At 62.5% G+C, this 20,055-nt stretch carries 14 protein-coding genes and 1 pseudogene; 7 read left to right on the forward strand and 8 right to left on the reverse strand.

Translation table 11 applies throughout. The features are described 5' to 3' along the window. From BUS12_RS10225 to BUS12_RS10235, 3 genes are all read right to left on the reverse strand, one after another. The gene (locus BUS12_RS10225; protein ID WP_074295582.1) at window positions 1-201 is read right to left on the reverse strand and encodes a DUF1656 domain-containing protein; all 201 of its coding nucleotides are present in this window, start codon (window positions 199-201) and stop codon (window positions 1-3) included. Continuing rightward, window positions 191-1,723, reverse strand: coding sequence for an efflux transporter outer membrane subunit (locus tag BUS12_RS10230; protein ID WP_074295583.1), 1,533 nt, complete (start codon window positions 1,721-1,723; stop codon window positions 191-193). Before BUS12_RS10230 ends, BUS12_RS10225 begins: the two co-directional genes overlap by 11 nt. Before the next feature lie 189 nt (window positions 1,724-1,912). Beyond that, entirely contained in the window at window positions 1,913-3,337 is a 1,425-nt protein-coding gene (locus tag BUS12_RS10235) for an aminotransferase-like domain-containing protein (protein WP_074295584.1), read from the reverse strand. 256 nt (window positions 3,338-3,593) lie between these two features. Here BUS12_RS10235 and BUS12_RS10240 point away from each other — a divergent pair, with 256 nt between their 5' ends. The 6 genes from BUS12_RS10240 (at window position 3,594) to BUS12_RS10265 (ending at window position 10,618) form a co-directional block, all read left to right on the forward strand. Next, window positions 3,594-5,915 (forward strand): FdhF/YdeP family oxidoreductase, encoded by a 2,322-nt coding sequence (locus tag BUS12_RS10240; protein ID WP_074295585.1) that lies wholly within the window; start codon window positions 3,594-3,596, stop codon window positions 5,913-5,915. Between the two features lie 72 nt (window positions 5,916-5,987). Further along, window positions 5,988-7,385, forward strand: coding sequence for a cytochrome ubiquinol oxidase subunit I (locus BUS12_RS10245; protein WP_074297339.1), 1,398 nt, complete (start codon window positions 5,988-5,990; stop codon window positions 7,383-7,385). A gap of 44 nt (window positions 7,386-7,429) precedes the next feature. Further along, a complete protein-coding gene (gene cydB / locus BUS12_RS10250) occupies window positions 7,430-8,416 on the forward strand; it encodes a cytochrome d ubiquinol oxidase subunit II (RefSeq protein ID WP_074295586.1) in 987 nt (328 codons plus the stop codon). A gap of 172 nt (window positions 8,417-8,588) precedes the next feature. Next, window positions 8,589-9,773, forward strand: coding sequence for an SAM-dependent methyltransferase (locus BUS12_RS10255; protein WP_074295587.1), 1,185 nt, complete (start codon window positions 8,589-8,591; stop codon window positions 9,771-9,773). Window positions 9,774-9,987: 214 nt separating this feature from the next. Beyond that, window positions 9,988-10,257 carry a hypothetical protein gene (locus tag BUS12_RS10260; protein WP_074295588.1) on the forward strand — a complete coding sequence of 90 codons (270 nt, stop codon included), beginning with the start codon at window positions 9,988-9,990 and terminating at the stop codon, window positions 10,255-10,257. Window positions 10,258-10,270: 13 nt separating this feature from the next. Continuing rightward, the gene (locus BUS12_RS10265) at window positions 10,271-10,618 is read left to right on the forward strand and encodes a c-type cytochrome (RefSeq protein WP_074295589.1); all 348 of its coding nucleotides are present in this window, start codon (window positions 10,271-10,273) and stop codon (window positions 10,616-10,618) included. 76 nt (window positions 10,619-10,694) lie between these two features. On the opposite strand, the gene BUS12_RS10270 is transcribed toward BUS12_RS10265, so the two are convergent. The 3 genes from BUS12_RS10270 to BUS12_RS10280 form a co-directional block, all read right to left on the reverse strand. Further along, entirely contained in the window at window positions 10,695-11,204 is a 510-nt protein-coding gene (locus BUS12_RS10270; protein WP_074295590.1) for a DUF1697 domain-containing protein, read from the reverse strand. Then, complete coding sequence (locus BUS12_RS10275) at window positions 11,201-14,521, reverse strand: DEAD/DEAH box helicase (protein WP_074297341.1); 3,321 nt, start codon at window positions 14,519-14,521, stop codon at window positions 11,201-11,203. The genes BUS12_RS10270 and BUS12_RS10275 overlap by 4 nt, the downstream gene beginning before the upstream one ends. Window positions 14,522-14,752: 231 nt before the next feature. After that, a complete protein-coding gene (locus BUS12_RS10280) occupies window positions 14,753-15,559 on the reverse strand; it encodes a DeoR/GlpR family DNA-binding transcription regulator (RefSeq protein WP_074295591.1) in 807 nt (268 codons plus the stop codon). A gap of 281 nt (window positions 15,560-15,840) precedes the next feature. On the opposite strand from BUS12_RS10280, the pseudogene BUS12_RS10285 reads away from it, so the two are divergent. Then, window positions 15,841-18,322: pseudogene (locus tag BUS12_RS10285) on the forward strand (GcvT family protein). Here BUS12_RS10285 and BUS12_RS10290 read toward each other — a convergent pair. Together BUS12_RS10290 and BUS12_RS10295 are read right to left on the reverse strand one after the other, a co-directional pair. After that, the gene (locus BUS12_RS10290) at window positions 18,319-18,858 is read right to left on the reverse strand and encodes a cytochrome b (RefSeq protein ID WP_074295592.1); all 540 of its coding nucleotides are present in this window, start codon (window positions 18,856-18,858) and stop codon (window positions 18,319-18,321) included. The pseudogene BUS12_RS10285 and the gene BUS12_RS10290 overlap by 4 nt on opposite strands. Beyond that, entirely contained in the window at window positions 18,855-19,943 is a 1,089-nt protein-coding gene (locus BUS12_RS10295) for a catalase family peroxidase (protein WP_074295593.1), read from the reverse strand. Before BUS12_RS10295 ends, BUS12_RS10290 begins: the two co-directional genes overlap by 4 nt. Window positions 19,944-20,055: the final 112 nt, after the last annotated feature.

Consider the following 20,055-nt stretch of genomic DNA (forward strand, 5'->3'; position numbering starts at 1 on the left):
TCAACGATAAACGGCGAGGCCCAGCACGCCGCATACACACACGAGCAAGCTGGCCCGGAACAGGTTAGGATGCCAGACGATGCGATACAGGCCCGTATAGGCAATCACTCGATCGAGCAGCCAGGTCAGCGCGGCGCCGGCGATGAACAGCAACACGATGGCCGGCACGTACGCATCGAGGACGGCAACTTCACGTGGCATCGCGAACTCCTTGCTGCGTTTCGACCCGTGTGCCCGCCCCTGCGTGCTGCGGCAGCGTTTCTGCGGCCTTCGGACTGTCGCCGGGTTCTGCGAGGCCGCCGCCCAAGGTTGTCATCAGCGACGCGTGAACGGAGAGGCGCTCGGCCTGGATGCGTGCGACGCCTTCCTGGGCGTGCAGCAACTGGTTCTGTGCGACCAGCACGTTCAGATAATCGGTCAGACCGCGCCGGTAGCCTTCCTTCGCGAGGTCGTAGTTCTTGCGTGCAGTCGCAACCGAACGCTCGGCATCGTCTTCCTGGGTCTCGAGCGAGCGGGTCCGCACGACCTGATCGGCGACGTCCTTCAACGCGCTGACGATGGTCTGGTTGTACTGCTCGACCGCCGCGTCATAGCCCGCGTCCGCGGCGCCCAGTTCCGAGCGCAGCCGGCCGCCATCGAAAATCGGCAGTGTCAGTGCCGGGCCAGCGGTCCAGGTGCCGGTTGCCGAGCGCAGGAACGCGAACATCGGGCCACCCGCCGCCTCGCCGCCGATCGACGCCAGCAAATTGATGTCCGGATAGAAGTTGGCCTTCGCCACGTCGATACCGCGGGCCTGCGCCGCGACTGTCCAGCGCGCCGCGACGATGTCCGGACGATGGCCGAGCAGCTCGACGGGCAAGACCGACGGCAGGCCGGCGGGCGCGTTGAGCGAGAGCGTCGGCCGCACGATCGCATCGCCCGCGCCCGGACCCTTGCCGGCCAGCGCCGCGAGCTGGTTGCGGCCAAGCGCGATCGCTTCTTCGAGCGCATCGATCTGCCGCTCGTACTCGGGAAGCGGGGTTTCCGCCTGGCTGACCTCAAGCTGGGTGCCAAGACCGCCATTCAGACGGCGCGTGGCGAAATCGACGATCTGCTGCTGTTGCAGCAGCGTCGCCCTGGCAATATCGAGCAGCGCGTAATTCATCGACATGCCGATGTACGCGCGCACCACGTTCCCTTCCAGTTCCAGCTGCGCGGCGCGCTCGTCCGCGGCGCTGGCATGGGCCGTGTCGAGCGCGCGCCCGGCAGCGTTCTTATCCTTGCCCCACAGGTCGAGGTGATAGGACAGGCCAAGGCTGCCTGTGTTGTCCCACGTGTTCGCGTCGGCGTACGGGCCTGGACCGTACCAGTCATTCTCCGGCCAGTGTTGTCGCTCGATCGACAGATCGCCGTTGACCTGCGGCAACAGCGCCGCACGCGCCACGCCCGCGATGGATTGCGCCTCGCGCACCCGTGCCTCGGCAACGGCGAGTGTCGGATTGCCGGCCTGCGCCGCCTCGATCCAGGCGTTGAGCTGCGGATCGCGATAGGCACGCCACCAGTCGGCAGCAGGCCATTGCGCGTCGGCATTGGCGGCCCGAATGGCGGTGCCGGCATCAAGAGTGGATGCCTCGATGCCGCGTGCTTGCGGAGCGACGCCTCTAGTACTGGCGCAGCCCGCGATGACTAGTGAGATCGTAAGAACGGCGAGCGCGGCGATCCCTTTCTGGACGGGAATCTGCACGATTTCCTCTTCGATTGGCTGTAGAACCCTGGGGGTCGTGGGTCTTCGCGACCTGGATCGAATAGTGCCGTGATATCGACGAGGGGAAAGTAGACAGTTCGTGCGTTCGCCGGAAGGCACAGCCGGGACCGCATGGGCGGCCCCGTTAGCGCGTTGGCGACCTGGGTCTTCAGGAAGATCCGGCTGCGGCTATCGGGCGCAGGCCGCGGCCAGTTTTGCCACCGTCTGCACCGCCCGTTCAATCTCCGGAGACCAGGCGTAGCTATAGTTGAGACGGATGAAGTTGCTGTACGCGTTCGAAGCCGAAAACATATTGCCGGGGGCAATCGTAATGCCATTCTCTAGCGCAAGCTGGTAAAGCCTCATCGAGTCGACTTTTTCGGGTAGCTCCACCCAGAGAACGTAGCCGCCCGCCGGCGTTGAAGTGCGCGTGCCCTCCGGAAAGAAACGATTGACCATCGTTCTCATCAAGTTGGCCTGTTGCGCGTAGAGCCGTCGAATCCGGCGCAAATGGTGCTCGTAGCCGTCATTCTGAAGATACTCGGCAATCGCCAGTTGCTGCAGGTTCGACGTCGTCAGGGTATTGAGAAATTTGAGCTTCTCAACCTGCTCCCGATAGCGGCCGGGTAGCGCCCAGCCAATCCGGTGGGCGGCAGTGAGGGTCTTCGAAAACGAGGCGCAATGCAGCACCAGGCCTTGCGTGTCGTAAGACTTCAATGTCCTCGGGTGAGCGTCGCCGAAATAGAGTTCGTTGTAGACAGCGTTCTCGATAACAGGCACGTCGTACTGCGTCAGCAGATCGACGAGTTCGCGCTTTTTCTGGTCCGTTATCTGGAAGCCGAGCGGGTTCTGGAAGTTCGGCATGACCATGCACGCGGCGATCTTCTGATTCTCCAGGACGTCTGCGAGAACCGTAAGATCCATGCCCTCCTGCGCATGCGTCGGAATCTCGATGGCGCGCATCCCCATGCGCTCGATAGCGTGAAGCATGGCGTAAAAGGTGGGCGACTCGACGGCCACCGTGTCGCCAGGCTTGCCGACTGCCTGCAGACAAAGATTGATCGCCTCCGTGGCGCCGATCGTAATGATCACTTCATTCGGATCGATCGACGCCCCGTTCTCAAGGTAGCGTCGTGCGATCTGACGAATCAGATTCGGATTGCCCGGCGGCAACGCATCCGTGACACCCCATATCTCCTTCTTCCTGCTCATCCCATAAGCGTAGCGATTGATCTTGTCGGAAGGGAACAGGTTGGGGTCGGGATAAGGCGAGCCGAGCGGCACTGCCTCATCGGTGCCGATCGAGCGCAGCGTCGACAGCACCAGCCGGCTGACGTCCACCTCAGACGACACGGCAATCGGCCTTGAGGCACGCAACTCGTGAGCGTTGCCGTCTGAACCGGCATCGAGCTGGCGCACAAAATATCCGGACTGCGGACGGCTCTCGACAACGCCTTTGCTTTCGAGCAGCAAATACGCGCGGATGACAGTTGTAATACTGAGTTGGTGGTGCTGACTCGTTTGTCTAACTGAAGGGATACGGTCACCAGGACGAAACACGCCCTTGCGGATTGTCACTTCGATATCAGTGGCCAGTTTTTCGTAGAGCTTCACGGGTCGTCTCGATCGCAAACGCTGCGCCATCGGCTTCCAGAACCGTTCGCAGCCGTTAGAACATGGCGCAAGTGTACTCCTTTGGAGCACAGATTTCGGTTTATGCCGACCTGTCGAAACTGTGCTTCCTGGCGCACAGCAGATGTGTGCGCTTTGCACCCCGGTCAACGCTCTTATTCTTCGATCACCGAATGCGCAACACGGCGAAGCCCAATGGACGGATACCGCGACGCGCGAAGTCAATGGAGCCGAGGTCATGGAAAAGCCGAAAGAGAAAGGGCGAATTGAGCCCTACCACCATCCCGCCGCCGGTTGGGGTGCACTGAAGTACGTTGCCATTAATCTGATCAAGGAGAAAGTCTCCGGCGGCAACTATCGCGCCCTCTTCAAACAGAACCAACCGGACGGCTTCGATTGTCCGGGCTGCGCGTGGCCGGACCGTCAACATGCCTCGACCTTCGAGTTCTGTGAAAACGGTGTCAAGGCGGTCGCCGCCGAAGCGACGACCAAGCGCGTCACGCCTGCGTTCTTCGCGGAGCACACCGTCGAAGAATTGATGCAGCAGACCGACTATGAACTCGAGCAGCATGGCCGGCTGACGGATCCGATGGTTTACGATTCGCTGACCGACAAATATAAGCCCATCGCCTGGGACGATGCCTATCGGCTCATCGCCACGCATCTCAACCAGCTGGACAATCCGGACCAGGCCGCCTTCTATACCTCGGGCCGCGCCAGCAACGAAGCAGCGTTCCTCTATCAGTTGTTTGTACGCATGTACGGCACGAACAACTTCCCCGATTGCTCCAACATGTGTCACGAGGCAACCAGCCGCGGCCTGCCGACCACCGTCGGAATCGGTAAAGGCACCGTCACGCTGGACGATTTCGAGCACGCCGATACGCTCCTGATCTTCGGCCAGAATCCCGCGACCAACCACCCGCGGATGTTAGGGGAACTGCGCGAATGTGCGAAGCGCGGCGCGACCATCGTCTCGATCAATCCGCTCCGCGAGCGGGGACTGGAGCGCTTCTCGAGCCCGCAACACCCGCTCGAGATGCTGACGATGTCCAGCACCAAGATTGCCTCCACCTTCATCCAGCCCAGGCTCGGCGGCGATTTCGCGCTGATCAAGGGCGTCGCCAAGCGGGTCGTCGAACTGGACGACGAATCCATCGAACGTGGCGAAGAGCGCATTCTCGACGTGGAGTTCATCAAGGAACACACCCTCGGCCTCGAAGCGTTCGCCGCGGATCTGCGCGCCGAAAGCTGGCTGGCTCTCGAAGAAGAGTCGGGTGTATCACGCGAGGAGATCGAAAATCTCGCGCGTATCTATGTGAACGGCAAACGCGTCATCGTGACGTGGGGCATGGGTATTACCCAGCACAAACACTCCGTGCCGACGGTACACATGCTGTCGAATCTGATGTTGATGCGCGGCAATATTGGGCGTGAGGGCGCAGGCCTGTGTCCGGTACGTGGACACTCGAACGTGCAGGGCAACCGCACGGTCGGCATCGAGGAGAAGCCGTCACAGGCATTCCTCGATCGCCTCGGCAACGTCTTTGGCTTCGAGCCGCCGCGCGAGCATGGCCTTGATGTCGTCGAAACCATCGAACATATGCTCGAAGGCCATGTGAAGGTATTCCTGGGCCTGGGCGGCAACTTCGCCATGGCAACGCCGGACACCCCGCGAACCTTCGACGCACTTCGGTCATGCAACCTGACCATGCATATCACGACCAAGCTTAACCGCAGCCATCTGGTTCACGGTCGGGACGCCCTGATTCTGCCGACCTTGGGCCGAACGGAAATCGATATCCAGGGCGGCGTGTCGCAAGGCATCACCGTGGAAGACTCCATGAGCATGGTCCACATCTCTTACGGCATGAGTATTCCGGCTTCGAAGAACCTGATGTCCGAGACGGCCATCGTCGCCAATATTGCCCATGCGACGCTAGGCGACGACAAAGTCGATTGGCTGGAACGTGCCCGGAACTACGCACTGATTCGGGACGACATCGAACAGGTTCTCGACGGTTTCGAAAACTACAACGAGCGAATCAAGCATCCCGGCGGCTTTCATCTGCGTGTCGCCTCGCGCGAGCGCGACTGGCAGACCGCGACGGGCAAAGCGAATTTCATGGTCCACAAGATCGAAACGGACACGCCCATCCGGCGCGCCAAAGCGCTTCACGGCGAACGCGTCATGACGTTGATGACCACCCGCTCGCATGACCAGTACAACACCACGATCTACGCCCTCGACGACCGCTATCGCGGCGTTTTCGGACAGCGCCGGGTGGTGTTCGTCAATCCCGCGGACCTGGACATGCTGGGCTTCAAGGCCGGCGAGCGGGTCGACATGACGACGGTCTGGGACGACGGTATCGATCGACGCGCCGACTCGTTTCTGCTCGTCGAGTACGACATTCCGCGTGGGTGCATTGGAGCCTATTACCCGGAGACGAACCCGCTGGTTCCATTGTCAAGTGTCGGCGACGTGTGCAATACGCCGACCTCCAAGTCGATTCCGGTTTTGCTTCATCGTTGCGCGCCGTCCGTCGCGGCCGCATAACGCCACGCCCTTTAGACCCGCCGCGCGCCGCCTGGCGCGCCTGCCTCTCAATTCGCTTTTTTGGTGACCGAAATGCCTGTAGAAGCCCTACATCTAGCGCGAGGCCAGTTCGCAATGACGGCCATATTCCACATCCTGTGGCCCATTCTCACTATCAGCCTCTCGGCCTTTCTGCTGGTAGTCGAAACGCTCTGGATTCGAACCAACGAAGTGGTCTGGTATCGCCACGCACGCTTCTGGAGCAAGCTTCTTGTGCTCAATTTCGCCGTGGGCGTGGTGAGCGGCATCCCCATGGAATTCCAGTTCGGTACCAACTGGGGGCCTTTTTCCGAGTACACCGGCCAATTCTTCGGCAACATTCTCGGCTTCGAGGGCGCCATGGCGTTCATGCTCGAAGCCGGTTTCGTCGGCATCATGATGCTCGGCTGGGAACGTGTGCCCAAGCCCGTGCACCTGTTTGCCACCAGCATGGTCGCGCTGGGTTCGACCCTCTCGGCGTTCTGGATCATGGTGGCTAACTCGTGGATGCAGACCCCGGCTGGTGTGGAAGTCGTCAACGGCAAACTGGTGGTCACCGACTACGCCAAGGCCATCTTCAATCCCGACATGGTGTGGGGCGTGTCGCATATGTGGTTCGCGGCGCTCGAAACCGGACTGGTCGTGGTCGCCGGCATTTCCGCCTACTGCCTCTTCAAGCGCCGCAACCCTGAATTCTTCGTCCGCTCTTTCAAAGTCGCACTGGTGTGCCTCGCGTTCGTCGCCCCGGTCCAGATCTGGCTAGGCGATTCGAGCGGGGTCGATGTCTTTGCAACGCAGCCGGCCAAAGGCGCGGCTATCGAAGGCCACTGGCAGACCAACGCGCCGGGGACCGGTGCAGCCTGGTCCTTGCTCGCATGGCCGGACAAAGCCAGGCAAACCAATGACTGGTCTCTCGAAGTTCCCGGACTCCTAAGCGTCCTCGGCACGCACACGCTGCACGGTCAGGTGAAGGGCCTTGCCGACATCCCCGTCGCCGACCAGCCGCCAATGCTGCCCCTGCTCTATTACGCGTTCCGCGTCATGGCGGGAATCGGCTTCCTCTTCATGGTTCTGGCGTTCTGGACGATCTTCGCTCTGCGCAAGGCACGTGGCCGGCTCGACGCCCTGCTCGCCCAGCGCAAGCTGCTGCTCGCATGGGTTCTCGCCATTCCGTTGCCGTATATAGCGGTTGAGTGCGGCTGGATTGTCCGCGAGGTGGGTCGTCAGCCATGGGTCGTCTACGGCCTGCTTCGCACGGAACAGGCTGCTTCCAACATCTCGGCCACCGCCATCAGCGGAAGCATGATCATGTTCGCCACGTTCTACGCGATTCTGATCACGTCGTTCTTCGTCTTTGCCCGCCGCTGGTTGAAGAAGGGCCCGGACCTCACGTTGATGCCGCCGGTTGAGACGATTTCTCGGACTGTGCCTCACAGCTCGGTTGAATACTAGGACCCACGTCACATCCGCTTAAATTCACCCAGATAGGTATCCCCATGAATCCAGCTTCTACCGAGAGTTTGTTAAGCCACGCCTGGTTCGGCATAATCGGCTTGATGCTCGTGCTCTATGTCATCACCGACGGCTTCGACCTCGGCGTCGGCATCCTCACCCTGTTTCGTTCCAAGGAGTCCGAACGGAATCTCATGATTCAGTCGATCGGCCATGTCTGGGACGCCAACGAAACATGGCTTGTCGCACTCGGGGGCGCGCTGTTCGGGGCCTTCCCTTCCGCGTACGCCATGATATTGTCCGATCTGTATGTCCCTATCATGGTCCTGATCGCGAGCATGATCATGCGCGGCGCAGCGATCGAATTCCGGCATGCCGCCACGAGCAGCAAGCCCGTCTGGGACCGTATCTTCGGGGTGGGCAGCCTGCTCGCGGCGATTAGCCAGGGCGTGATCCTCGGCAGGATTCTCACCGGTATGCTTCCCGGTCATCTCCACATGACCTTCGTCGCGGTCACCGCAATTGGCGTGGTGTCCGGCTACGCGTTGCTGGGTGCAACCTGGCTGGTGAAGAAGACCACCGGCAGCCTGGAACAGACCGCGCGGCGCTATTCGGTCACGGCCGTCTTCACAACCGTGACCGCTGCGATCATCGTCTCTGCTGGAACGCTGGTCATCAGCCCGGTCGGCGTCAGCCGCTGGGATCAGCACGGCGTATTAAGCATTCTGATCGGCTTCGCCGTACTCGCGGCTTTGGCCGTCTGCTACATCCTGTACTCGGTTCATATGGGCGGCGAACACGGTCCTTTTGCCGGCTCCGCCATCCTGTTTGTTGCGTCCTTTGCGGGCCTGGCGGTCAGTCTCTTCCCGTACATTGTTCCAGGTCAGTTGACAGTCGCGTCGGCAGCGTCCGATAGCTCGACACTCACCTTCATGCTGTTCGGAATCGGCACCGTCTTTCCGATCATGGTCGGCTACAACCTGTATCAGTACCACCTGTTCCGCGGCAAGGTCGTCCCCGTTCATCACTAGACGATCCATCGCTCGCCATCCAGATTGCTCAGTAGGCAGGCATACGCCTGCTGAGCTTTTGTCGCCGAAATGGCTTTGTCGAATACATGGCGGCGCCATCGGCGCATTCACCGGGTGAGTTCGCGCAATCAGTATCGCCCGCGAGGCCCCGGGAACCACGTAGGTCAGCGACATGGAACGCAAGGAAGGAAAATTGCTGAATCGGTTAGTGAACTTAGGAATAGGAACCTGGGTAGACGGAATCCGCCTTAGCCACAATCTTCCAATTCAATTGAGCCTTTGGAACGGACAGGTTTTTGACCTCGGAATCTTCGAGAATCCGGTCGTGCGCATCCATGTTCGCGACCCGTCTGCGCTTCCGTTGCTTTTCACGCCGAGTCTGGACTCGCTCACTGAAGCGTACATCACAGAACGCATCGATCTGGACGGCAAGCTCGAAGAAGTTGTCGACACCGTGTATCGCATGTCGACGTTGCCCGCAAAATCGTCAGCGCGTTCCAAACCCGCAAGTCGGACGAAGCACAGCCGGCAATGGGACAAGACATCCATCCGCTACCACCATGACGTCTCCAACGACTTCTACAGACTCTGGCTGGATGAAAGGATGGTTTTTTCGTGCGGCTACTTCGAAAGCGGCGACGAAACGCTTGATGACGCTCAACTCAGGAAGATCGACTACGTTCTCCGGGAACTGAACGTTCAACCCGGGCAGCGTCTGCTGGACATTGGCTGTGGCTGGGGAGCCCTGGTCATGCGCGCTGCTGCGAATTACGGGGCACGCTGCGTGGGCGTCACGCTATCGGAGAATCAATACCAGCTCGCCACCGAAAGAGTCAGAGCGGCAGGCTTGAGCGACAGGGTCGAAATCAGGCTAGAGGACTATCGCGATGTGCGTGGGACGTTTGAGCGGATAACGAGTGTGGGAATGTTTGAGCATATAGGGCGAGACAACTTCCCATCGTACTTTGCAAAGATCCGCAGCCTCCTTGCCGACGACGGCACGCTGATCGAGCATCGCGTGACGAACGCCGACTCAAGCAAGGGCAACGCGCAGAAGCCAGCAGGCGAGTTCATCGGTCGATTCATGTTTCCGGCCGGCGACGATTCTCACCTCTCACGGGTAACCGGCGCGTTGCAGGAGAGCGGCCTGGAAGCTATCGACGTGCAAAATCTTGAACGTCACTATGCCGCGACACTGCGACGCTGGGCCGAGCGTTATGAGCAACACGCTGAGCGCATTCGTAGGACTGTCGGCGAGACCAAGTACAGGACCTGGCAGGTCTATCTTGCAGGTTGCGCACACGCGCTCTCTATTGGCAGCGCATCGGCGCATCAAATCGTGTGTCGGAAGGCCTGAGATATCGCGTCAATGCGCAGCGTGGTTCCCGAGATTTCTCCGCATTTTCACGTCTGACGAAATATCTGGAATCCCTAACAAAAAGTTAATCCTATCGATACTGGTTCGCTTATAGCAAGGGAATACACTGACTCCATCGACGTTGCGAATTCAGCTTACCCGCCACTGTCGCGACGCGATCCTGAACTGAAACGAAACGTTATTGGAGTCCATCATGAAGACCAAGATTCTTGCTGCCGTACTCGTCGCCGTCTCTGCCACTGTCGCTGCTCCCGCGTTCGCGAGCGGCTACGGCCCTGCCCCGTTTTATAGTCCGAGCATCGGTGCGCCCGCATCGCAACGAGGTCAGAGCGAACAAACCGTCGCGGCCGACGACGCGAGCGCGGCGACCAACCGTGCGTACGGCGGCGTGAACGAACAAACGACGCAATCGGGTACCCATGCATCCGCTTCGCCCGCGTTTTCGCTGTTCCGCCATCACTAGGCGAGGCGTAGCCATGTCATCGTCGCGGTTCTCGCGGCCTGGTATCACGGCGACTATCGTCGCCTTGCTGGCGGCACACACCGGTGAGGCCCTGGCTAACTCCGAAGCCGGAGCGCTGGTCGACGAGCAACACTGCATGTTCTGCCATACAGCCGAAGCACCGCATCTCGCCCTGTCGTTCCCGCAGATCGCAGCACGCTACCGCAAGATACCGGGTGCGCGCTGCGCACTCGAACAGAAGTTGTCCCTTGAAGGGCCCGCTCACTGGGGCGATATAACAATGCCGGTCGCGGATCAGGTCGATCCGCTCTCGCCCAAAGACGCAAGCATTGTCGCTCAATGGCTATTGAAGCAGCGATAACGTGAATAGCGCAGACAGCGCAATGTTTCACCGCTTAGCAACCGCACGCATGCACCCTAACCACGGCACGCCTCGTCTATGCAGCGGCCCACTCGGCGAGCGTAGCCACCGTGTTCATGTTGCGAGCGGTTCCAGCCTTGGCGGCCGCGATCTTTAGTTTGGAGTTCGCGATTCCGTCGCCGTAATGCACGTAGATTTCGCGCACTCCGAGCGCGATTTCTTCGGCCTGCTGGCCGCTCACACCGGCCAGGGTATCCGCAGGCGGCGGCGCGTCGAGAAAGATGGCCACCGTTCGGTTTGGTGCAGCGGACTTGAAGGGATTGGCGTCAAGCACGACGGCCAGTTCCGCAGCGGTGCGGATCACCACACCGACCGGCTTGCCGGCGTATGTCTCGAGCGCGCGCTCCAGCTTAGTCTTGAGCGCCTTTTCCGCCAGCTTGCTGGTGAAAACCACGTTACCGCTTGCGATATAGGTGCGCACGTCGGCAAAGCCAAGGGACTCACACATGGCGCGAAGCTCGGCCATGGGAAGTTTGCCTGTGCCGCCGACATTCACGGCGCGTAGCAGCGCTACATAGTGAGTCATGATGCTGCCCTCGCAATGTCCGGCATGGGTGCGAACAACGCGTCAAGATCGTCATCCGAGAATTTGACTGTTCCCGCCGCGTCCTCGGACAGGATGCTATCGGCCAGCGCCGCCTTCTTCTCCTGAAGCCGCACGATCTTCTCCTCGATGCTGCCTGCCGCGATGAGCTTGTAGACGAACACGGGCTTATCCTGGCCGATCCGGTGCGCGCGGTCGGTCGCCTGATTCTCGGCTGCGGGGTTCCACCACGGGTCATAGTGAATCACCGTGTCCGCCGCCGTGAGATTCAGCCCCACACCACCTGCCTTCAGGCTGATCAGGAACAAGGGCACTTCGCCGGACTGGAAACGGTGCACGGGCGTGGCGCGATCGGTCGTGTCGCCGGTCAGCGTGACGTACGGGATCGTCGCATGATCGAGCGCGTCCGCAATCAGGTCCAGCATGCCGGTGAACTGCGAAAACAGCAGCACGTGCCGCCCTTCTTCAATCAGTTCGGGTAGCATCGCCATCAGCAATTCGAGCTTGGCCGACTCCTTCACGCGCGCCGCTTTCTCCAGCTTCACGAGACGGGGATCGCAGCACACCTGGCGCAGTTTGAGCAGCGCATCCAGCACGATGATGTGACTGCGGGCAAGCCCCTGCGAATTCACGGCCGCACGCACTTTGGCCTGCATGGCCGTGCGGACGATTTCGTAGAGATCGCGCTGCGCGCCTTCCAGATCCACCGTACGCACGATGGTGGTTTTCGGCGGCAGTTCTTTCGCCACCTCGTCCTTGCGACGACGCAGCATGAACGGACGAATCCGCCGCGCCAGCAGTTCGCGCCGGACGCCGTCGCCATTGCGCTCGATCGGATTGCGCCAGCGCCTGGTGAAGTCCTTCTGCGTGCCGAGAAAACCCGGCAGCAGAAAATCGAACTGCGACCACAATTCGCCGAGGTGGTTCTCGAGCGGCGTACCGGTGAGGCACAGACGGTGCCGCGCCCGCAGGTCGCGAACCGCCGTCGCCGATTTGGTGGTGGCGTTCTTCACATACTGCGCCTCGTCCAGAATCAGCAGGTGATACTCGTGCTCGGACAGCACCGCATGATCGCGCCACAACAGCGCATACGTGGTGAGAATCAGCTCGTGCTGGCCGATCAACGCGAAGCGCTCCTTGCGCTGCGGTCCGTTCAGATCCAGCACCTTCAGATCCGGCGCAAAGCGGCGCGCTTCTTCGCGCCAGTTGTGCACGAGGGTGGTCGGCACGACGATCAGCGCGGGACGGTCGAGGCGCCCGGCTTCCTTCTCGGCCAGCACGTGGGCCAGCGTCTGAACCGTCTTGCCGAGGCCCATGTCGTCGGCAAGGATGCCGGCCAGGTTGTGCTCGCGCAGAAACTGCATCCAGCTCAGCCCCTGATGCTGGTACTCGCGCAACTCGGCCCGCAGCCCGCGCGGCACCGCGGCTTCCTTCACGCCGGCGCCGTTCTGCAGACGCTGGGCCAGTTGGCGGATCGAGTCGTCGCCTTGAAACTCCCAGCGGCCCGTGTCGTTCAGCGCCGCCAGGCGTCCTGCATCAAGCTCAGGAATCCTGATGTTGTCGTCGCCCTTCCAGCTCCCCAGACCGTCGAACAGATCGACCAGCACGCGCACCACGGGTTTGAGCCGCCCGGCACGCAGGCGCAGGCGCTCGGCGCGGTCGGTGGTCAGTTCGATGTCCTCTGCGTCGTCGATCGTTTCGAGCGCGCCGCCCAGCCAGCGCCGGTCGCGCCGGAACAGCCCGGCCAGCAGCGGTTCGAGGCGAACCGTGCGATCGCCCAGCGTGATGCCCATTTCGAGGTCGAACCAGCCGTCGCCGGCCTGGCGAGCGGTGCCTTCGATCGCATCGATTTCAATCACGTTATGACGGAACGTCGGCGCCATCGTCACGCGCCAGCCTTTGCTGTCGAGCGCAGGCAAGGCCTCGTCGACGAACTCGGGCCATGCGTCGACGTCGGACAGCGCCAGCAACGTCTCCGGCAGTGCGTGCCGCGAATACACGCCGTTCGCCGGCACCACCTGCAAGCCCGTCTTGCGCAGTTCGAGCAGGCGCTGCTTTTCGGTGTCGTAGCGGCGCCGGATATGGATCACGCTGCCGCCGGGCAGCGGCACCAGCGTCGCGCTGCTTTCGGCCTTGATGCTGACGCCTTCGTAGTCGAAGCTGACCGCGGCAAAATCCAGCAGGTGGTTGCGCTGGGCGTGCTTGCCGACGCCCAGCGACGCCATCGGCAAGGTGTTGAGCGCCAGCACCGGCACCGGTTCTGTGTCGATCACGCGCACCTTGGAGGTATCGAGCGCAGGCGGCAAGGGCAGATCGGGCGCGACCTCGCGCAGCACCGCGGCGACCAGCGGCGCCTCCGCGAGCGAAATGGGCGGCATTGACAGGTAATCCGGCAATTGCTGGAACGGCAACGAGAGTTCGACGATGCCGGCTTCGCCGGCATCCGCGTCGACGTACCAGACGGGCTCGGTCGCCAGCACCATCGCGGCCGCCGGTTCGGTGCGCAACACCGGCCGCAGCCGGTCGTCGGACTGCGCCTCCCACTCGATCCGCCCCGCGCGCGCCGCCCCCATCGACAGCGGGCGTGGCACGTCTCGCGAGGCGCCGTCTCCGGTCAGCGCGGGAAACAGCCGGCCGCTCCCGATCAGTTTGTGCAGCACGTCGCCGCCGTTGGCGCCGCGCAAGATGAAATGCCCGTGATTCTCGCGGGAATGGCCGAGCCACAGGCTACGCAAGATCACCAGATCGTCGTCCGAAACAAACTTGGGCGGCTTGATCAGGGCCGCTTCGACATTGCTCCATGGTTCATCGATGGCGCGGATCTCGCCGTCGACGCCGAGCCGGGCCTTGAACAACTGGATCTCATGACGCTGCTGATAGCGCGACCAGCCCAGCCGGTAAGCGAGCGCGTGACTGGCTGCGGCGTTTGCAGGGACTCTGCCGGGTGCGTCGGAGCCGGCATGGGCGCGGAACGTCTCGAGCCATCTGACCAGCTCGGGACGCACGCCCGACTGCGCCCCGGCGTCTTCCAGACCCGCCATCAGCAGCGCCGCCATGTGCTTGCATTGAAAACCGACCGGGCAGGAACAATCGCCCTCGACCCACAGGTCGTCGCCAATGTCGTGAAACTTGACGTCCACCACATAGGGATGGCGCTGCGTGCCCTGCACTTCGCCGCTCAGGGTGTTGTTTTCCCAGTGCAGGTTGGAGACCGCGCTGACGTACTCGCGCGCCTTGGCGACGGTCTTGGCCCCGAGCCACTTCGTTATATCTTCTCGATCGTAGAAAACTGACGACATCCGGGTGACCCATCCATGCGTATTCAGGCGTGCGGCGACGCTGCAGGTTGCGGGATCCGACAAGCCCGGCATCCCCGCCGATGGCCAGCCGTGCTCTTTTCGCGCTGCGTCTGCCGCTGATAGCCGGCTATTTTCGCATGGGTCGAAAATAGTCGTTGGGGCGTGGTTATCCCAAATTGGAGTGCGTGCGTATGACGACGCCCGCCGCTCGCACAGAACGCAAAACGCAGTTCAGGCGGTTATGCCCGCCGGATCATCCACCGGCGCCCCGGAGGCCGGAGCGCCAAAACTCACTTCGACATCCGCGGCGGCAAACACCTGCGCGAGCGCCGGCGACGGCGCCTCGTTCGTGATCAACAGGTCCACGGCGTCGCAGCCGAACGCGTGCACCAGCGCGCTATGCCCGAACTTGGCGTGGTCCGCCACCACGACGCGCCGCTCGGCCTGTGCAAACGCCGCCAGCGAATACGACACGTCGTCGGGCTGCGCATCCATGAAGCGGCCTTGCGCGTCGATCGCCGTCACCGAGACGATCGCGTAGCGCACGTGGAACTGGCGGATGAACGCCAACGTGCTTTCGCCGAACGCCGCGGCGTCGTCGGCGCGCACTTCGCCGCCCGCGATGAACACGCGGTTGCCGTTGCGCGGCGCGAGCGTGCGGGCAATCTCCGCGGAATTGGTCACAACCGTCAGGCGCGAGCGGGCGCACAGCGCGCTGGCGATATGCACGCAGGTCGTGCCGCCGTCGAGAATCAGCGAATCGCCGTCGCGCACCAGCTCGCTCACGCGCGCCGCAATCACCCGCTTCGCTTCGAGGTTCTCCTGCAGGCGGCGCTGAAACGGCGGCTCGTCGAGCCGGTCCGGCAGCATCACCCCGCCGTGCACCTTGAGCAGCACCCCTTCTGCGATCAGCGGCTTGATGTCGCGGCGGATAGTTTCGTCGGACACGGCGAAGACTTCGGCCAGCCCGGTGATCGTGCAGGTCTGCTGCGCCCGCACGAGGCGCAGGATTTCGGATTGACGTTGGGTTGAAAACATACGGAGAGCGGGATGATCCAGGTGCGGCCAGTCTAGCAAAGGGGCTAGCGCAGGGAAAGTCATTTCCACATATTTCCAAATCAATCAACATAGCTCAGTCCGGAAACACGTTGGAACGCTCCAAGGCCCATTTTACGGCCTATTCACGCCTCTTCATCGGCTTCCTCCTGCTCCGCAATTCAGTGAATTTTACGTGACAGCATTGCGTTTTCCGACCTTCTGTTGCACTATTCGCCACATATTTCCACGTATATCAACATTCACCAGGCAAAGTCCAAGTCATGTCCACACCTGTTCCCCAACACGCCCGGGTCGTCATCGTCGGTGGCGGCATTGTCGGTTGCTCGGTGGCGTATCACCTGACGAAGCTGGGTTGGACCGACGTCGTCCTGCTCGAACAGGGGCAACTGTCCTGCGGTACGACCTGGCACGCGGCCGGTCTGGTGGGGCAATTGCGCGCCCAGGAAAGCATGACGAAACTGATCCGCTATTCCACCGCGCTCTACGCCGAGCTGGAAGCGGACACCGGCCTCGCCACCGGCTGGAAGCAATGCGGCTCGCTCTCGGTGGCGCGCACGGCGGAACGGATGACGCAGCTCAAGCGCACTGCCGCTGTCGCGCGGGCCTACGGGGTGACGTGCGACGTCATCGGTCCGCAGGAAGCCGGCGACCTGTGGCCGGCGATGCGCACCGACGACCTGCTCGGCGCAGTCTGGCTACCGGGCGACGGCAAGGCCAACCCTACCGACCTCACCCAGGCGTTGGCCCGCGGCGCCCGTACGCGCGGCGCGCGGATCGTCGAGAACACGCGCATCACCGCCATCCACACGCGGCCGACGCCGGGCGGCCGTGAAGTGAGCGGCCTCGCGTGGCGCAACAAGGACGGGGCCGAAGGCACGATCGACGCCGAGATTGTCGTGAACTGCGCGGGTCAATGGGCGAAGGCCGTGGGCCGGCTATGCGGCGTGACCGTGCCGCTGCATTCGGCGGGAGCACTACTACATCGTCACCGAGCGCATTGCCGGCGTGCATCCCGATCTGCCGGTAATGCGCGACCCGGACGGCTTCATCTACTTCAAGGAAGAAGTGGGTGGCCTCGTGATGGGCGGCTTCGAACCGAACGCGAAGCCCTGGGGCATGAACGGCATCCCCGAGAATTTCGAATTCCAGTTGCTCCCCGACGACTGGGATCAATTCCAGATCCTGATGGAAAACGCCCTGCAACGGGTGCCCGCGCTCGAAACCGCGCAGGTCCGGCAGTTCTATAACGGACCGGAGTCGTTCACGCCGGACAACAACTTTATCCTCGGCGAAGCGCCCGAACTGCGCCACTTCTTCGTCGGCGCGGGCTTCAATTCCATGGGGATCGCCTCGGCCGGCGGCGCCGGCATGGCGCTGGCCGAATGGATCGTCGCCGGCACGCCGACCATGGATCTGTGGCCGGTGGATATCCGCCGCTTTGCGCGCTTTAACGGCAACGACACCTGGCTGCACGACCGCGTCAAGGAAACGCTGGGGCTGCACTACGCCATGCCCTGGCCGAACCGCGAGCTCGACAGCGCGCGGCCGTTCCGCCGCTCGCCGCTCTACGCCATGCTGCGCGACGAAGGTGCGAGCTTCGGCAGCAAGATGGGCTGGGAGCGGCCGAACTTCTTCGCACCGAGCCCGGAACAGGCAAAGATCGAGTACGCCTTCGGCCAGCAGAACTGGCTGCCCTGGAGCGGCGCCGAACATCGCGCCTGCCGCGAAGGCGTGGCGCTGTTCGACATGACGTCGTTTTCGAAATTCCTCGTGAAAGGCCGCAACGCCGAGAGCGTGCTGCAAGGCATCGTCACCAACGACGTCGCCGTGCCGACCGGCACCACCGTCTACACGGGCATGCTCAACGAGCGCGGCACTTACGAGTCGGACTTCACATTGACCCGCCTCGCCGACGATCAATACCTGATCGTTTCGGGGTCCGCACAAAGCACGCGCGATTTCGACTACCTCGAGAAGTCGATCCCGCACGACCAGCATTGCACCCTGGTCGACGTCACCGGCCAGTACGCGGTGCTGGCGGTCATGGGACCGCGCTCGCGCGAGCTGCTGCAGAGCATCTCCAAGGCCGACTGGAGCAATGCGGTGTTCCCGTTCGGCCAGAGCCGCGAAGTGGACATCGGCTATGCCACCGTCCGCGCCACGCGGCTCACCTATGTCGGCGAACTGGGCTGGGAACTCTACGTGCCGGTCGAATTCGCCGCGGGCGTCTACGAGACCCTGCATGCCGCGGGCAAACCGTTCGGGCTCCTGAACGCGGGCTACTACGCCATCGATTCGCTGCGGATCGAGAAAGGCTACCGCGCATGGGGCCGCGAGCTGACACCGGATTCGAACCCGTTCGAAGCGGGGCTGGCGTTCGCCTGCAAGCTGGACAAACCGATTCCATTCCGCGGTCGCGAAGCCTTGCTGAAACTGCGCGCCGAGCCGCTGCGCCGGCGCATGGTCGTGCTCACCGCCGACGGCGCCGCCGATCGCATGCTGTGGGGCGGCGAAGCGATTCTGCGCGACGGCAAGCCGGTGGGCTTCGTCAGCTCGGCGGCCTTCGGTCATACGTTTGGCTGTCCGGTGGCGATGGGGTACATCAACCATCCGGACGGCGTGGCCGATACGGCGTATCTGACGAGCGGCCGCTATGAGATCGACGTCGCCGGTGAGTTGTTGCCGGCTACCGTCCATCTGAAGGCGCCATACGATCCGCGTTCGGAACGGGTGAAAAGCTAGTTGGCGCCGCGCGCCATGCTCGACAACACCCCATCGCGGCGGATAAGCCCATGGAACAGCGCAGCCGCGAGGTGGCCCAGCACCGTCAGAAACAGCGCTAAAGCCAGGTACGTGTGCAACGACCGCAGCAACGCATAGAGCCGGACGTCGTGCGGCGCGATCGGCGGCAAATGGATGGCGCCGAACATCGTCACCGGATACCCAGCCGCCGACAGCATCGCCCAGCCGATCAGCGGCAGGGCCAGCATCAGCGCATACAGCACGAGGTGCGAGAGCTTCGCGACGAATCGTTGCAGCGCAGGCAGATCGTCCGGCAGCGGCGGACTGCCACGCTTGAGCCGTACGGCGATCCGCAGCAGCACCAGCAGCAGAATCGCGATGCCGAGCGGCCGGTGAAGCGCGATCAGCACGCTGTGCGCATGCGAGACCGTCGCGACCATGCCGACGCCGACGAACAGCATCGCGAGAATCGCGAGCGCCATGGTCCAATGCAGCAGGCGCTGGACGGGGCTGAAATGGGAATGCGTCGGCGTCATGAGCGGTCTCCGTGCGGCTGCGGACGATGCAGGTTGGGATTGAGCGCTTCTTCGCGAGTGCGCCGGTTATAGGAGAGCGAATACGCCGCCGAGCGTGCGGCCAGCAGCGGATCGTCCGAGGTTTGGATGCCCGCAGGCAGCACCGTGGGATCGAAGTTGACGTCGCGGCACGGGCCGTCGTCCTGCGAGGCGTCGTGGTCGATCACAAGCGTGCCGGCATCGATCTGCTGCCGGTCGGCGGGCCACGACTGCGTGGCGTCGTCGGTCGGGTCTCCGGGCGCGGCCACTGTCACGATCAGATGCCAGCGCAACGGACCGCTTTGCAGGCGCTGATCGAGATCGGCGTCCAGAAAATTCTTCGCGGCCTTTTGCGCGTCATTAATGGGCGCGAACGGCGTCTCCGGGACCATGGCCCAGCGTACGGCGCGCACCTCGCCCTTGGCGTCGACGAAGCGGAACGCATTCACGCTGTAGTACGACCCGTTGGCGAAACTGGACGACGGCGGATGCCCCTTCAACCACGCCTGAAACGGCTGCGTTTCGGGATTGGCGGCATAAAAGGCCTTGAGCGCGGCCGGATCCGGCTTGCCGGTCGCCGGATCGGGTTTCGCTGCGACCAGTTGCCGATAGAACTGCTCAGGTGTCCGAACCGCAAACACCGGCACCGAATTCATGCCGGTGCGCCATTGCTCGCCGTCGTGCTGCGTGAACATCAGGGCGAGGCTGCGGATCGGCACGCTGGTGTCGGGCGCAGACGGATTGCCGCCCGGAATCGCAAAACGGCCGATCACCGGCGTCTGTCCCAGCTCGAAGACGCCGGCACTGGAGAGCGCCGCCGCGTTGCCGTTGCTGTCGAAATAGCCGGTCACGCACACACCCTTGGCATGATTGCGGCGAAAGCCCGGATGCTGGCCGTTGTCCGCTTCAAAAGCATTGACGATGCGATGCGTGGTCAGGCGCTGCGGCGTGAGCCAGCCGGCCACATAGGCGAAGCCGCCGGCCATGGCCAACACGACGGCGCCGATCGCAGCGAGCCGGCATGGCACGCAAATAGCTGCGGGCGGTGGGAATGAAGGCTGTTTCACAAGAACTCCTTTGACTGTTGAGGCGGTCTACCTGGCGGCAAACACAGCGTGCAAAGGTTTATTCCTGATGGAGCCGAATTCGTGGGTGAGCGTCATCCACCAGCATGGAATA

The sequence above is a fragment of the Paraburkholderia phenazinium genome, from assembly GCF_900142845.1.
Taxonomy (GTDB): domain Bacteria; phylum Pseudomonadota; class Gammaproteobacteria; order Burkholderiales; family Burkholderiaceae; genus Paraburkholderia; species Paraburkholderia phenazinium_A.

Coding starts and splice junctions, on each gene's coding strand:
- cydB (WP_074295586.1), top strand. CDS start 7,430: ATGAATCCAGCTTCTACCGAGAGTTTGTTAAGCCACGCCTGGTTCGGC.
- BUS12_RS10265 (WP_074295589.1), top strand. CDS start 10,271: ATGTCATCGTCGCGGTTCTCGCGGCCTGGTATCACGGCGACTATCGTC.
- BUS12_RS10225 (WP_074295582.1), bottom strand. CDS start 201: ATGCCACGTGAAGTTGCCGTCCTCGATGCGTACGTGCCGGCCATCGTG.
- BUS12_RS10270 (WP_074295590.1), bottom strand. CDS start 11,204: ATGACTCACTATGTAGCGCTGCTACGCGCCGTGAATGTCGGCGGCACA.
- BUS12_RS10280 (WP_074295591.1), bottom strand. CDS start 15,559: ATGTTTTCAACCCAACGTCAATCCGAAATCCTGCGCCTCGTGCGGGCG.
- BUS12_RS10240 (WP_074295585.1), top strand. CDS start 3,594: ATGGAAAAGCCGAAAGAGAAAGGGCGAATTGAGCCCTACCACCATCCC.
- BUS12_RS10245 (WP_074297339.1), top strand. CDS start 5,988: ATGCCTGTAGAAGCCCTACATCTAGCGCGAGGCCAGTTCGCAATGACG.
- BUS12_RS10290 (WP_074295592.1), bottom strand. CDS start 18,858: ATGACGCCGACGCATTCCCATTTCAGCCCCGTCCAGCGCCTGCTGCAT.
- BUS12_RS10275 (WP_074297341.1), bottom strand. CDS start 14,521: ATGTCGTCAGTTTTCTACGATCGAGAAGATATAACGAAGTGGCTCGGG.
- BUS12_RS10255 (WP_074295587.1), top strand. CDS start 8,589: ATGGAACGCAAGGAAGGAAAATTGCTGAATCGGTTAGTGAACTTAGGA.
- BUS12_RS10260 (WP_074295588.1), top strand. CDS start 9,988: ATGAAGACCAAGATTCTTGCTGCCGTACTCGTCGCCGTCTCTGCCACT.